Annotated in this window: 16 protein-coding genes and 1 pseudogene; 4 read left to right on the plus strand and 13 right to left on the minus strand. The window is 74.8% G+C overall.

Going from position 1 to position 13,124, the window contains the following annotated elements; all coding sequences use genetic code 11:
* Window positions 1-840 precede the first annotated feature (840 nt).
* The 3 genes from AB0L40_RS22050 to AB0L40_RS22060 all read right to left on the minus strand — a co-directional run bounded on the left by AB0L40_RS22050 (window position 841) and on the right by AB0L40_RS22060 (window position 2,924).
* Window positions 841-1,311 (minus strand): NERD domain-containing protein, encoded by a 471-nt coding sequence (locus AB0L40_RS22050; RefSeq protein ID WP_364359732.1) that lies wholly within the window; start codon window positions 1,309-1,311, stop codon window positions 841-843.
* A 583-nt stretch (window positions 1,312-1,894) separates the two neighbouring features.
* On the minus strand, window positions 1,895-2,317 hold the full coding sequence (locus tag AB0L40_RS22055) for a hypothetical protein (RefSeq protein WP_364359735.1): 423 nt from the start codon (window positions 2,315-2,317) through the stop codon (window positions 1,895-1,897).
* A gap of 55 nt (window positions 2,318-2,372) precedes the next feature.
* The gene (locus AB0L40_RS22060) at window positions 2,373-2,924 is read right to left on the minus strand and encodes a hypothetical protein (RefSeq protein ID WP_364359738.1); all 552 of its coding nucleotides are present in this window, start codon (window positions 2,922-2,924) and stop codon (window positions 2,373-2,375) included.
* A 161-nt stretch (window positions 2,925-3,085) separates the two neighbouring features.
* Here AB0L40_RS22060 and AB0L40_RS22065 point away from each other — a divergent pair, with 161 nt between their 5' ends.
* Window positions 3,086-3,484, plus strand: coding sequence for a hypothetical protein (locus AB0L40_RS22065; RefSeq protein ID WP_364359740.1), 399 nt, complete (start codon window positions 3,086-3,088; stop codon window positions 3,482-3,484).
* 18 nt (window positions 3,485-3,502) lie between these two features.
* Here the strand turns inward: AB0L40_RS22065 and AB0L40_RS22070 are convergent, their stop codons facing one another.
* From AB0L40_RS22070 to AB0L40_RS22090, 5 genes are all read right to left on the minus strand, one after another.
* The gene (locus AB0L40_RS22070; RefSeq protein ID WP_364359743.1) at window positions 3,503-4,345 is read right to left on the minus strand and encodes an NAD-dependent protein deacetylase; all 843 of its coding nucleotides are present in this window, start codon (window positions 4,343-4,345) and stop codon (window positions 3,503-3,505) included.
* Between the two features lie 77 nt (window positions 4,346-4,422).
* On the minus strand, window positions 4,423-5,526 hold the full coding sequence (locus AB0L40_RS22075; protein WP_364359745.1) for a hypothetical protein: 1,104 nt from the start codon (window positions 5,524-5,526) through the stop codon (window positions 4,423-4,425).
* Window positions 5,527-5,623: 97 nt separating this feature from the next.
* The gene (locus tag AB0L40_RS22080; RefSeq protein ID WP_364359748.1) at window positions 5,624-6,439 is read right to left on the minus strand and encodes an SGNH/GDSL hydrolase family protein; all 816 of its coding nucleotides are present in this window, start codon (window positions 6,437-6,439) and stop codon (window positions 5,624-5,626) included.
* Window positions 6,440-6,528: 89 nt separating this feature from the next.
* Window positions 6,529-7,317, minus strand: a complete 789-nt coding sequence (locus tag AB0L40_RS22085; RefSeq protein WP_364359751.1) for a hypothetical protein — start codon at window positions 7,315-7,317, stop codon at window positions 6,529-6,531.
* A 203-nt stretch (window positions 7,318-7,520) separates the two neighbouring features.
* Window positions 7,521-7,874 (minus strand): hypothetical protein, encoded by a 354-nt coding sequence (locus tag AB0L40_RS22090; RefSeq protein ID WP_364359754.1) that lies wholly within the window; start codon window positions 7,872-7,874, stop codon window positions 7,521-7,523.
* Between the two features lie 93 nt (window positions 7,875-7,967).
* Between AB0L40_RS22090 and AB0L40_RS22095 the strand changes: the two genes are divergently transcribed.
* Complete coding sequence (locus tag AB0L40_RS22095; protein WP_364359757.1) at window positions 7,968-8,492, plus strand: hypothetical protein; 525 nt, start codon at window positions 7,968-7,970, stop codon at window positions 8,490-8,492.
* Window positions 8,493-8,567: 75 nt separating this feature from the next.
* Here AB0L40_RS22095 and AB0L40_RS22100 read toward each other — a convergent pair whose 3' ends face one another.
* From AB0L40_RS22100 to AB0L40_RS22110, 3 genes and pseudogenes are all read right to left on the minus strand, one after another.
* Window positions 8,568-9,260, minus strand: a complete 693-nt coding sequence (locus AB0L40_RS22100) for a hypothetical protein (RefSeq protein ID WP_364359760.1) — start codon at window positions 9,258-9,260, stop codon at window positions 8,568-8,570.
* Window positions 9,261-9,408: 148 nt separating this feature from the next.
* Window positions 9,409-9,801: a type II toxin-antitoxin system VapC family toxin gene (locus AB0L40_RS22105; RefSeq protein ID WP_364359763.1), complete on the minus strand. Its 393-nt coding sequence runs from the start codon at window positions 9,799-9,801 to the stop codon at window positions 9,409-9,411.
* Window positions 9,801-10,054 (minus strand): annotated as a pseudogene (locus tag AB0L40_RS22110) (type II toxin-antitoxin system VapB family antitoxin). The gene AB0L40_RS22105 and the pseudogene AB0L40_RS22110 overlap by 1 nt, the downstream one beginning before the upstream one ends.
* A gap of 162 nt (window positions 10,055-10,216) precedes the next feature.
* Between AB0L40_RS22110 and thpR the strand changes: the two are divergent.
* Window positions 10,217-10,786 (plus strand): RNA 2',3'-cyclic phosphodiesterase, encoded by a 570-nt coding sequence (thpR, locus tag AB0L40_RS22115; protein WP_364359765.1) that lies wholly within the window; start codon window positions 10,217-10,219, stop codon window positions 10,784-10,786.
* Between the two features lie 10 nt (window positions 10,787-10,796).
* Here the strand turns inward: thpR and AB0L40_RS22120 are convergent, their stop codons facing one another.
* Window positions 10,797-11,273: a hypothetical protein gene (locus AB0L40_RS22120; RefSeq protein ID WP_364359768.1), complete on the minus strand. Its 477-nt coding sequence runs from the start codon at window positions 11,271-11,273 to the stop codon at window positions 10,797-10,799.
* Between the two features lie 629 nt (window positions 11,274-11,902).
* Between AB0L40_RS22120 and AB0L40_RS22125 the strand changes: the two genes are divergently transcribed.
* The gene (locus AB0L40_RS22125; protein WP_364359771.1) at window positions 11,903-12,061 is read left to right on the plus strand and encodes a hypothetical protein; all 159 of its coding nucleotides are present in this window, start codon (window positions 11,903-11,905) and stop codon (window positions 12,059-12,061) included.
* Window positions 12,062-12,086: 25 nt separating this feature from the next.
* Here the strand turns inward: AB0L40_RS22125 and AB0L40_RS22130 are convergent.
* A partial coding sequence (locus AB0L40_RS22130; RefSeq protein ID WP_364359774.1) for a TIGR02679 family protein occupies window positions 12,087-13,124 on the minus strand: 1,038 nt, incomplete at its 5' end.

Below are 13,124 nucleotides of genomic sequence, written 5' to 3' on the forward strand. Positions count from 1 at the left end.
TGCGCATGCTGTTGCGTTTTCAAAGACCGCCGCGCCCTACGGACCAGGTGTTCAAACTCTGGAGGCGCACACCAGACCGATGTCCGGTGCGGGCTGGGAACCGTAGCGCATCCGCATCTGCCGTGTCGAGACCGTGTCGGTCTCTGGCTTGGCGCTGCGCCGCGGTGACCAGCGGCTCGATGAATATACATACGGGCCTTCTGGCGTGCGTCGTGACCTTCGCCATTTGGCGAAGATCTGCGCCCTTCAGGTGGCCCGCGGGGCCAAGATCGCCTTTCACCACTGAGGATTCGGGCCGGGAAAGAATTTTCAGATTCTTTCCCCTGCGGCCCGTTCCGTGCGGTAGGCGTCGTTTCTGACCTCGTTCCGGCCCTGTCGGCCGGTTCGACATCCATCTACCCAGAGCCCCGAAGTCGAAACCACGCTTCTCCGGTCGTGCACTTCCCGTCGTCGCTCCGGGATCGGGATCCCGGAGCGCACGGCCAGCCGGATCCTCTGGGTCCCTTCGCCCGGCTGGTGTCCCTTCGCCCGCGAGGGACTCGTCGACGCGCTGCACGTACTCGTCGGTCCCAAGCCTCCGGGGCGACGCCCTCGACCCATGACGGCCGGAGTCGACTGGCCCCCCGGTTCAGGGAGGCCGTGTCCCGAGCGACGCGCCCGTCGTCCCCTGCCGCGACTCCACGGCGGCGTGCCGATCTCGCTCGACCTCGTGGCGGATCGGCGTCGTGGATGGCACGCGGCATCCGGGCCGTGAACGTTCCGGGCACTCCCGTCCTCCGCGACCCGCGGGCGTCACCGCCGGCGGTCCGTGGTCGGTGCGGTCCCCGGGCGGTGCGGTCCCTAGTGGTGCGGGGTCAACGCGGTGACGATCCGCTCGACTGCCAGCGGCGAGACCGCATCACCCGCCGCGGCGAGGCCCACCGTCGCGCCGGCCGACAGCAACGGGACGCCGCGCAGGCAGATCGCCCGGTCGCCCAGGCCCTCCAGGTGCTCCCAGTGCAGGACGCCGTGGACGGGGATCCCGGCGATACCCCGCTGGTCGAGCGTCGCGCGGACGACCTCCGCCTGCCACAGGGCGACGTCGACCACCGGTGAGCGGTCTCGCCCCCGCACGCGGAGATGGACGCCGTCGCTCTTGACGCGGCCGGTGCTGGAGTCCGATCCGGCGACGACGACGCCTCCCGGCCCGACGACGACGTGGTCGATGACCGTGCTGGTGCCCGCGACTCCGAGCCCGTGGATGACCCGCACCCCCGGTTGCAGGGCAGCGAGGGCGTCGAACAGCGGTTCCGGCGGGAGGTCCCCAGCCATGCCACGCTCCCAGCAGGGGCCCCACCACTCGGGCCCGGCGTCCGGGCCGCCGGGGAGACCGATCAGCTCGGCCTCGACCTCGCGGCGCCGGGTCCGGACGATGTCCGCTCGCGCGGTGGCCCGGTCCTGGGGGCTCGAAGCGTCCCGCGAGCCGGAGCGATCGTCGTCCGGGCCACGTCCTCCGGGGCTCGGGTCGGCATCCGTACCCCGTTCCCGTCCGCCGCGTCGGCGGACCGCCGGGCGCCGGGGGTTCGACGTCCCGCGCCGGCCTCCCGCGAGCGCGGCGACGACGTCCCAGAGCGCCGGGCTCGTCGCTTCCCGCGAGGTCGATGGACGGGCGCCGGGCATGCCCCTGGTGTCGGCACACTTCGGCTCCGTTTGTGACTTCTTCGCCGCAGACGGACGGTCGTTCGACGCCGTTCGTCCGGGTCACCGGCGCTCCGTGCATCCCCGGCGGAGCGCTCCACGCTTCTCCGGCGCGGTCTTTCAAGGCGCGCAGCGGTGGGGTCCGGCCCGGCGCGATCTCGCGGTCGCTGGCCTCCGCGCCCGCCCGCGGGCTCAGGCCGATGCCCGGGCCGACAGGTCAGCAGCTACCGACGTCGCCGTCCCGGACGGCGCAGCTGTGGCAGCACCGCGCGCCGTACATCTGGCCGGGGACGAAGCGCTCGTCGCACCGTTCACAGTCGCGGAGGTGCTCCGCACGGAGGCCCTTGACCTCGGAGATCGCGAAGTCGAGGTCACGGCTGAGCTGCTCGATCGGCACCCGCTCGACGAGGTGCACGACGTCGCGCATCTCCGAGAAGGGGTCGTCCGGCGCGATCCAGCCGACGTCGAGCCAGCCGACGAAGAGGCCGGCCGGCGACCGGGCGATGCCGATCGCATGACCGGCGTCGCTCCACAGTCCCCCGACGACCCGGAGGTCGAGACGGAGCAGCAGGGATTCGACGGCGTCGCTCGTGTCCTGGAGGGCGACGGCATGTTCTCGGACTGATACGGACCACCACACGCGGCCAGACTATCCCCAACGGTGTTCACCGAGTAGCGGATTCTGGTGGTTGCCCTCAACGCAGCAGTCGCGGGTCGTCGCGACCCCAGACCACGCGGCCGATCTGGGCGGGCGGCGGGATCTCGTCGCGCGGCGGCAGGCTGAGGGCGATGTCGCCCACGGGCTCCGGCAGCGGATCGCCCGGCAGCAGCACCAGGGCGGTGACGACCGGGAAGTCCCAGCCGCCGACCTCGTCGACGGATTCGACCCGGAACCGGGTCGCGCGGGCCATGAAGACGAGGCCCTGGGCGGCCTCCCCCGCGGTGTGCCACATCGGCATCACCCGGACGCCCGGCGGGAGCAGCAGCCGGACGAGGGCCTTCCCGGGCCCGGCGACCGACATCGCGTGGCCCTGGTGCAGCGTGCAGTCGCAGAAGCCGGCGTCCTCGAGCGTGTCCCCGGGCTCGAGGGGCCCGTCGGGGAGATCCGTGACGTCGCGGTCCCACACGCGCCAGAGAACGAGCGGCTCCTCGAGCGGGGGCTGCTTCTCGAGCACCGAGTCCAGGGCGGTGATCGCCTGGAGCAGCTCGGACGGCACGACGGGGCGGTCGGGATCGGGTCGGGTCATGCGTGCGGTGCTGGAGGCGGGGATCGACGGGCGGGCCGACAGGGCTGCTCGGCGGACGGGTCGTCTCGGACGGTGCGACCAGCTTGCCAGCCTCGCGCGCTCGACGTCTCCGCGCTCCCCGCCACGCGCGCGGTCGGCCGAGGAGGCGGTACGGTGCGCTCGTGTCCGACCCGCTCTTCCGCCTCGTCTGCACCCCCGCGACCCTCACGAGCTCGCCCGAGGGCTGGGCCGTCGAGATGCTCCAGGACGGCGCGGTGGCCGTGACCGCCGACGCCGGCGGCCTGGCCCGCATCGACGAGGCCGCCCGCACGATCGGCGTCACGGCGATCCCGGTCGTCCGGACCGAGGCGACGCCCGAGGCCCAGGAGCAGACCGTCATGGCCCACGCCGACGGGCTCGCGCTCGTCTGGGTCGCGCCGGAGTTCAGCGACGCCGCGCAGGCCTGGGCCACGAAGCGCGGCCCGATGACCCTGCTGCTCGGCAGCCACGGCGAGCTCTCCGCCGAGGAGCGGCGGCGCGTCGAGCGCTTCGTCGCGATCCTCAGCGGCCAGGCCGCGTAGCGGCACGCCCGCCCGCCGTCAGGCGCCCAGCCGCGCCAGCAGATCGGTGAGCGTCGGGCCCAGCGGGGTGTTGAGGACGACGCCCGCGAGCGCGTCGCCGCGCGTCGGGCTGAGGGTCACGATCGCCACCGGCGTGCCGTTCTGCGCCGCGCGGCGGACGAAGCGGTAGCCCGAGAAGACCACCAGCGACGAGCCGAGGACCAGCAGCGCGGGCGCCTCGTCGGTCAGCGCGAAGGACCGCTCGACCCGCTCCTTCGGGACCGACTCGCCGAAGAAGACGACGTCCGGCTTCAGGGTGTCGGCGCCGCAGACGTCGCACAGCGGCACGACGAACCCGGCGACCTCGACGTCGTCCAGGGTGACGTCGCCGTCGGGGCGGATCTCGCCGCTGTGCGCCGAGAACGTCGGGTTGTCGGCGGCCATCCGCTCGTCGAGATCCCAGCGGCTGGTGCGGTCGCCGCAGGTCAGGCAGACCACCTGCGAGAGCGTCCCGTGCAGGTCCACGACGTCGCGGGCACCGGCCGCCTGGTGCAGCTCGTCGACGTTCTGGGTGACGATCGCGCCGAGGTGACCGCCGTGCTGGAGCCGGGCGACCGCGTCGTGGCCGGCGTTCGGCGCGGCGGCGGAGAAGTTCCGCCAGCCGACGAACGCGCGGGCCCAGTAGCGCTGGCGGGCCTCGGAGGAGCCGACGAAGTCGCGGTACTGCATCGGCGTGACGCGCCGTTCGCCGTCCGGGCCGCGGTAGTCGGGGATCCCGGACTCGGTGGAGAGCCCGGCGCCGGAGAGCACGAGGGTCCCCGGTGCTGCCTCGATCATCCGCGCGAGGGCGTCCAGGGCGGTGTCGGTGTCGGCCGCGGCCACCTGCGGAGTATGTCGCGGTGCGGTCGGCGTGCCGACGGTACGGGGGATCGGGCGGGGCGGTTGCGCGGGCGCCGGGCTCACCTCCGGCGCAGCCACTCCCCCAGGATCGGGTCGAGGAGCCGGATGCGACCGTCGGCCGCGCGGACGACGTGCTGACCGTCCTCGACGAGACGCTCGGTGACGGACTGCAGCGTCGAGCGGGCCAGCCCGTGCTCGGCCGCGGCCGCGGTGGAGACCGGGGACCGTCCGTCCGCGAGGGCGGCGACGACCGCGCGCTCGTTGCGGCTGAAGCCGCTCCAGATCGCCTGGCAGACGTCGGCGCCCTCGGCCACGGAGCGGTCGAGCGCGACCTGGGCCGGGTCCGGCACGTCCTCGGCCCGATCGAGCACGTCGTAGAGGTGGTGGGCCAGCAGCATCGTCCGCTGCGGGTGACCGTCGGCGGTCGCCACGATCCGGGCGGTCAACTCGGCCGTGGCGCCGGCCGGCATCAGGGCGTGGACCTCGCGGGTGGTCTCCTCGATCGGGAGCGGCGGGAGGTCGAGAGGACGGGCCTGCCCGAAGAACGGGCGCTCCCGGTCGGTGAACAGCCGGCGCATCAGCGACGGGGCGCTGCCGGCGAAGAGGTACGCCACGCGGTCGGCGTGGTGCTGGATGACCGAGCGCAACAGGCCGTCGAGGTGGTCGTCGGCCGTGAGCAGGTCCTGGAACTCGTCCATCGCGACGATCACGAGGTCGCCACCGTCCGCCAGGTCCGCCGGGAGCTGGAGCAGATCGCGGATCGCGGCCCGCGCCTCGTCGGGGCCGAGGGACGTCCGCGCGGACCGGGGCGCGACCTTCAGCTGGACGCCCGCGGGGCCGACCGTCAATCCGAGCCGGGCGAGCCGCCCCTCGAGCGCGCCCGATCCGATGCCCGGCAGCTCCCGCAACCCGTCGACGATGCGGTCGGCGGCGTCGGAGACCGTGGCGACGCGGTCGAAGTCGATGAGGCACGCGTGGTGCCCGGCCGCCCGCATCGCGGCCAGGTGCGCGCCGAGCAGGGTCGTCTTGCCATAGCGGCGCGGAGAGGCCAGGCGGATCGCGACCCGGTCCGAGGCGGCGCGCTGAAGGGCGTCGAGCTCGTCCCGGCGGTCGATCAGCCGTGCCGGGTCGAGGGGTCGCTGGTATTGGAACGGGTTGACCACCACGACGAAGTGTACGAAATGCTCGTGCACTGCTGTACGAAGTTTTCGTACACCTGCTCCGTGCGTCCCGCCGGCACGACGGACCGGCGCACCCCCGTCAGCCACCGATCGCCCGCAGGACCGCCGGGGCGTAGCCGTCGGCGTGCCCCGTCGCGTTGGGGTGGAAGCTCTCGCGGAGCGGGTGCGAGAGGCCGTTCAGCCACTCCCGGTCGTCGCAGACGGCGTGGCCGCGGAAGGACGGCACGACGTCGGCGAACGCGAACCCGGCGGCGCGGGCGCGGGTCCGCAGGATCGAGCGGAGAAGGTCCGCCGTCCCGTTGAGGAGCCGCTGGTCGTCGCGGCTGAAGAACGTGAACGCGCCGCAGTCGATGCCGTTGAACAGGCGCGGGTAGCCGACGACGACGACCCGTGCGGCCGGCGCGCGACTCCGAATCTCGGCGTAGAGACCGTCGAGGCGTACGGGGAGCGTCCCGCGGATCGTCCGCTGGGCCCGCGTGACCGGCGGGCCGCACCGGGCCACCCACATCGGCAGCGCACAACGGGCGATCACGCTCGTGAAGCCCGCGTCGTTGCCGCCGATCGTGATCGTGACGAGGGACGTGGCCGGCGAGAGCGCGCCGAGCTGGTCGCGCCGGACGTCGGCCACCTTCGCCCCGGCGCAGGCGACCGTCACCAGCGTCGTGCCCGGCACCCGCGCCGCCACGACCGCCGGGAACGCGGCCGGGGAGCGGCGGCAGGCCCCGTCGGACTCGTCCCCCGCGCCGAGGCCCGACGAGTACGAGTCGCCCAGGGCGACGTAGGCGCCGGCGAGCGCCCGGCCCGGGACCGCCAGGGCGAGCACGGCGACGGCGAGGAGCAGCGCCAGCGCCGCGGCGGACGTGGGGCGGGGCGGGAGGCCGGGTGGGTCGGGCATGGGCGGCAGGGCGGGCGGGGTCGGGCGGGCGGGGTCGGGCGGGCGGGTCGGGCGGGCGCACCGTCGGGCGGTCGTCGGTCTCGCGCGTCTCAGGACGTCGTCGGGGCCGACGACCAGCGCTGCGCCAGGCCACGGAGGGCGACGTAGCCGACCTCGGGCTCGGAGCTGCCGGGCGGGTCGCCCGTGCCGAGGAGGTCCGTGCGCTCGATCGCGCGGGCGATCCGGGCCTGGACCGTCCCGACGCCCAGCCACTCGAGGGCGCGGTCGTCCTGGTCGCTCGCCACGACGCGGCCGAAGCCGTCGAGGTCCGAGAACAGGAGCACGTCGCCGATGACCCCCGCGCGGTCGTCGAGGGTCGCGACGGCGAGGTTCACGACGTCGCCGGCGCGGTCCACCTCGAGGACGTGGCTGGTGTAGCGCTGCCCGTCGTCCGCCCACGAGACTCGGGCGCCACGCAGGGGCGTGAGGCGGTGCGCGTGGGCCCACCATCGCGGCTCGCGGACGCCGGTAGCCGCCAGGCGCCGGGCCGCCGCGGCGACCTCGGGGACCACGCCGTCGCTGCCTCCGAGCTGGAGCGCCCGCAGCGCCGCCAGGGCGCGGTCGTCCGCCCGCTCCTCCAGGTGCGCGGCGTAGGCGCGGCCGACCAGACGCTCACGCTCGACGGGCGAGGTGTCGGCCTCGTCCGCCGGGGCCCACCAGACGCCGCACGCGTCCGAGCCCAGGAGCTCGGCGGCCAGCGGGTCGGTGACCGACGGGGCGGTGTCCAGGAGCGCCTCGAGCGTGGCGTGCACGATCGTCGCGGTGGCGTGGGCCTTCCAGGCAGCCTCGCTCGGGCCGACGGGCCTGGTGGACGATCGGCGGGGCGACGTGGAGCTCATGCCCGCACGATCGCTCCCGAGGGTGCGCGGAATCGAGGGCCCGAACGTGCCGGGTTCGTGGCGAGGGGGCGCCCGAATCGCGCGGCGCCGTGGAGATCCGGTCGGTGGTTCGCCGGAGGGGGCGGGTCGGCCGGCCACTGGCGGGCTACGCCCCGGTCGTGGGGTCGTGGGGTCGTGGGGTCGTCGGGTCGTCGGGACGTCGGTCAGATCGTGCCGCGCAGCCGGCGGCCGCGACCCTCGCAGACCATCCCACCGGTGCGCGGGGTGTAGCGACAGCGGAAGATCCGGCCGGCGTCGCGCACCGTGAACGGGCGGGTGTCGCCGATCAGGACCGAGCGCTCGTAGGCCGCGCGGACCACCCGCTTGACCACGGTGCACTTCAGCGCCGTGCCGCGGAGCGAGACCGCCGCGCGGGCCTGGGTGGCCGGGACGGCGATCGTGCCGCACCGATGGACCGGCGATGCGGCGGCACCGGCGGACGGAGCGACCACGCACACGGACGTGACGAGGACGGCGAGCGCGACGACGGACGGCGCGAAGGACCGGTGGGCGGGCATGGGCGGAGCGTAGAGCCGGACGCCGGGTCCCGACCCCGTCCCATTCCCGCGTACACCCGCAACCGCGGCCCTCGCGCGCACTACGATCCGGCGATGCGCGCCGCCCCGCTCCTGACCATCGCCGCCGTCGCCGCCGGGTCCATCGCGACCGTCGCGGTCACCGCCGGCCCAGCCGCGTCGGCGACGTCGACGGCCTGCAAGGCGAGCATGGTCAAGGCGCTCGCGCTCGAGCAGGACCACGAGAACGTGTCGTTCTGGCTGTCCAACGGCGGCGGCATCTCGACGACCTGCCGGGACCTCAACGGCGACGGCCGCAAGGACGGGCAGTTCCTGATCAGCAGCGGCGGGACCGGGGGCGCGTTCGCGGGCGGCATCGTCGCGGACGACGGCAACGGGCCCGCGATCCGCGCCTGGGTGATCGGCCACAGCAAGACGTCGTCGGGCTTCTACAAGGGCGTTCCGGCGTTCGCGTGGCCGGTCTACCGCAAGGGCGACCCGAACTGCTGCGCCACCGGCGGCTGGAAGGTCCGCCGGTTCAAGCCGTCGGGCGACGCCTTCAAGCAACAGCGGACCGTGACCCTGAAGTCGCAGAAGTACCCGCTGAAGGCGAAGCAGTAGGGCTCGTTCGGATCGTCGCGCGCGGGGTTGCTGCCCGCGTCGCGTGAACCGGGGCGCAGGGCGCCTCGCCCGGGGCTACCAGCGCCGGCCGGGTCGGTCGCCGTCGGGCTCGCGGTCCGCTCCCGTGCCCGCGCCGCCGGCGTCCCGCGGGTCGGCCGCGTCGCCGGCCGGGGTGGTGTCCGAGTCGTCGGCCGCGTCGGGGTCGGGGTGCGTGTCGCCGCCGACCGTGTCCTCCGGGTCGACCGGCCGGCGCGTCAGCGGGCCCATTCCCGGCCCGCCCGGGCGGGCCTGCACCGTGCCCGCGCTGGCGAGGAACCCCAGAACGACGGCGATGCCGACCGCCACGTGGCCGTGGTCGACGAAGCCGACGGCGATCAGGAGCGCGGCCGCGTAGGCGACCGTCGCGATGGCCGAGGCCAGGAAGAGCAGCCGGCGGTCCCGGGTGAGGTCGGCCGCGCCGCCGCGGTCCTCGTCGCGCGGGGCGACGAGCCGGCCGATGTTCGCCGCGTCGCAGAGGCCGACCCACAGCGTGGCGGCCGCCAGCTGGTCGATCCCGCCGTCGGAGAACCGCACGAACCCGGTGACCGCATCGAGGATCGCCAGCGCCGCGAAGGCCGGCAGCACGGCGACGGCGAGCGTCCCGACCATCCAGGTCATGACGGCCCCGAGCCGCACCGCGCTGGGCACGTTCGCCGCCCGCGCGACCCGCACCACCTTCACGCAGGAGACGACGAAGATCAGCAGGAGACCGGCGAGCAGGGGGAGCATGGTTGGGGCCGCAGGGAGCGGGCGTCGGTTGACGGCGGCGCGGCCAACGATGCCACGAACGGGGCGGACCGCGGGGAACCGGCGGGTGCCGGTGGCCGGGGCACGGTCCGCTTGGAGAGGCCCTGGGGGCTGCTCCGCGCGCCGCGGATCAGGCGCCCGCGACGCGAACGTCCGTCGCGGCGAAGTCATCGCCCTTGAACAGCAGCGGCTCGTCGCGATCCACGGCCAGGGCGTAGGAGCAGCAGTCCCCGTAGTTTGAGCCCCGCCGGGTGCCGTCCCTTGCCGAATCGCCGCCAGGCCACGCGGCCGGCTCGGCCTGGCGTTCGTCCACGGGTACGACGCGAACGTCGGCGCGGTGCAGCAGGAGATCGAGCTCGCGGCCGCCGGCCTCCCCGAAGCGGGCCTCCAGCACGACCGAGGACTCCAGCAGCGTGGCGGCGGAGATCGCCCGGACCGGCGCGTCCGCCATCGCCCGCGTGAACCGCCCCCGGTCGGGTTCGTCGGTCAGCACCGCCACGAGCGCCGAGGTGTCGAGGACCATCAGGTCGGGAGCCCGGCCGCGTCGTAGCCGAGGATCGCCGCAGCATCGCGGGCGTCGAGGACCGGAAGCGCGCCGCTGCGTTCTGCGATGCGGTCGAGCTCGGCGGCGAGGTCCCGTGCAGGCCGGTGGCCGCGGACCCGCTCCAGCCGCTCGCGATGGCCGTGCTCACCGCGGTCGTCAGGGTCTCCCCCGTGCGCTCCGCGAGCTCGCGGGCGAGCCGGTCGGTGTCGGGATCCTTGATGTTGATGGCCATGGGTGCGGGCTGCTCCCGAGAGGATCGTGTGAGTGGGGTAGATCCCGAGGAGGATTCTCCCCGGTCATCGCGTTCCGATTCCTCGGCGGTTCGTGCCGGATCGCATACGTTCCCGGCGGATCGACGGCCCGCCGTCCTCTCGCTCCCCTAGCGTCGTCGGCGATGGCTCGTGCTCAGTCGACCGGCCCGCGACTCTTCGTCGCACTCGAACCTCCCGCCCCGGTGCGCGAGGAGCTCGCGGCGTGGCTGCGGGTCCAACGGCCGGTCGCGGCGATCGTCCGGCCGGTGGCCGCCGCGGACATCCATCTGACCCTCGCGTTCCTCGGCCCCACGGACGCGGGCGCGGTCGAGCGGGTCGTCGAGGCGGTCGCGTCGGTGGGGTCCAGCGCGGTCTGTCGCGGACTGTCGACCGGTGCGCCCCGCTGGCTGCCGTCGAGCAGCCCGCGCGCCCTCACGATCGACGTCCACGACGACCGCGGCGACCTGGGGATGCTGCACCACGACCTGTCCGAGGAGCTCGCCGCGGCCATCGGCCGGCGCGACGACCAACCGTTCCGGCCGCACATCACCGTCGCCCGGCGCAACCCGGCGCTCCCCCTGCCGGCGCGCCCGCTCGCGCCCACCCCGTCCCTCGAGTTCGAGGCAGCGGCGATCGCGCTGTACCGGTCGGCCCTGTCGCCCGACGGCGCGCAGTACGGGGTCGTCGAACGGGTGCCGATGACGGACGACTGAGGCGGCGCGCTCACCAGGATCCCGGCCGCAGGTCGCGAGCCCACGGCATGGGCTCGTCGTGCCGCCAGCACTCGCGACGAACCTCGTGCAGGCAGCGGTCGCAGGCCGTCTTCGCGAGCGTCCGCGCGACCTCGCCGTCGGGAGCGGGCTCGAGCAGGACGCTCGGGCCGACGGCCCCAGGACCCATCCCGCGGTAGTGCCAAGCGCGGCCGTCCTCCCCGAGGAACAGCAGGATCGTCGACTCGCGGTGGACGAACTCGTCGACGCGCGTCCCGTCGGGAAGGCGGTGGGCGTCGGTCCACTCGAACAGCTCCTGCGGACGAATCGCACGAACGGCCTTCCGGATCGCGGCCCATCCCGGCTTTGCATCCGGGATCGCGACGGTCCACCGACTGCGGCCGCCCGCGGCTCCCATGAGCGGTCTCACCGCCTCTGCGCGGCCGGCGTCGTCGGCCTCAGGGGTGTCGTCGATCGGCTCGTCGCTCATACCGAAACGATCGTGGCGAGCGTTGCCGCGACTCCAGGGACCAGCCGTGCCGGATCCGTGCCGGGTTCGCAACGCGGCGGCCGTCCTGCAACTTCTGTCCCACGCCGTCTTCCGGGCCGCCGATCGTCTCCCACGACGCGACTCGGTCGGCGCGCCGACGACGCCACGGCCCCATCGTCGTCGGCGCCCCTCTGGCGTCCCGCCGTACGACGGCGGCGACGCCGTGACTCGCGCGTTCCCCGATCTCCGCGACCCGCCCCATGCCCTCCTTCCGCTTCCTCCACGCCGCCGACCTGCACCTCGACACCCCCTTCTCGGGCCTCGGCCGCACCGCACCGCACGTGCGGCGCGAGCTGCAGGACGCGTCCCTGCGGGCGTGGGACGGGCTCGTCGACCGATCCGCTCGAGGAGGGCTGGCAGGCGATCGCGGCCGACGGCTGGCCGGCGCGCGTCACCGTCTGCCCCGCCGGGGACGTGACGACCGCCGGCGGCGGGGCGGCGGGCGAGGCCCTGATCGCCGAGGCCCGCACCGGCGACGTCACCGGCTGGGCGGCCCGTCGTGCCGACCACGACGCGACCCCGCTGCCCCTCGCCATGGACGACGTGCTGGTCAACGTCTCCCCCGAACCGTGGCGGACGTCGTGGCCGAGGTGGCGTCCGAGCAGCGGGTGCTCTTCTTCACCTGCCATCCGGGGACCCGGGACCTGCTCGTGCGGGCGGCCGCCGCACGAGCCGCGACGGCCGGAGGACGGACCGCGCGGGTGGAGGAGCTGGGGCGGACGGGCTGAAGACGGGGACGAGGCCCGTGCGGAGTCAGCTGGTGCCGTCGAGGTCCCAGAGCAGCGTGCGGATGGTCTGCTCCTCGCGTACCGCCCGTCTGCTCTCCCGGATCGCTCGGGCGACACCGCTCAACGACGGCGGAACGTCGTCGGACGGCAGACGGTCGACCGGTGCGCCCTGGTCGCGGTGCGCGGCATGGTCCGCCGCCGACATCCGCCACGCCGTTCCCCCCGTGACGGCGAGCAGGTGAGCAACGATCCGCAGGCCGTCCGCGTCCATGTCGCCGTGATGCCGCGCCGACGCTCCACCGGCGACCACCGCGCGCAGCAGGCGCAGGACCGCCGCCGACGGCCAGCCTTCCGTGCAGACGAGCGGCGGGCAGGACGCACCGAGCTCGTCGGCGGCCGCCGCGACCACGTCGGGGTTCTCGCAGACGAAGACCGTGGGGCCGATCACGAGGACGTCCCGGCCGCGCAGCTCGCGGAGCGTCAGCACCCGCGGCTCTCCGGCCTCGGCGGCGGCGCGAAGTCCGGCCTCCAGCGGCGAGGCCCCCGGAGGCCGGAGCCCCGCGCAGAGGACGGTGCTGGAGAGCTCGTCGCAGATGACGCCCCACCGGTCGTAGCGGTCGCGCCGTGCCTCTGCGCCGCCGGGCGCGTCGCCATCGTCGTCGAGCCAGGCGAGAGCACGCCGGACCGTACCGTCCAGCGGCGTGCCACGGTCCAGGGCGTGCGGGTCCCCGCTGGCGGAGGCCGGGCCGAGCCGCAGACCGGCGGCGAACCGCGCGAGCGTGACCGGGGGGTCCGCCGGAAGGGCGGCGACCGCCTCGAGCGCCGAGGCGAGGAGCACGAACGGCGGGCCGCCGGCGACGCGACGAGCAAGGCCCGTCGACTGCTCCCGCGCGAGCCAGCCGCGAAGGCCGGGGTGACGTCGGAACGCCCGGTGCCGTTCCAGGGCCGCCCACTCGGCGGCGTCGGCGGCCGCCCGCCCCCCACCCCGCCGCCCCCCCGCCCGCCCCCGCCCGGCAGGAGTTCGGCGGGTAGGGCTGGAGGGTGTTAGAGCCGCGGTATGAAA

The organism is Patulibacter sp. NPDC049589 (genome assembly GCF_040675535.1).
In the GTDB taxonomy this organism is placed as follows: domain Bacteria; phylum Actinomycetota; class Thermoleophilia; order Solirubrobacterales; family Solirubrobacteraceae; genus Patulibacter.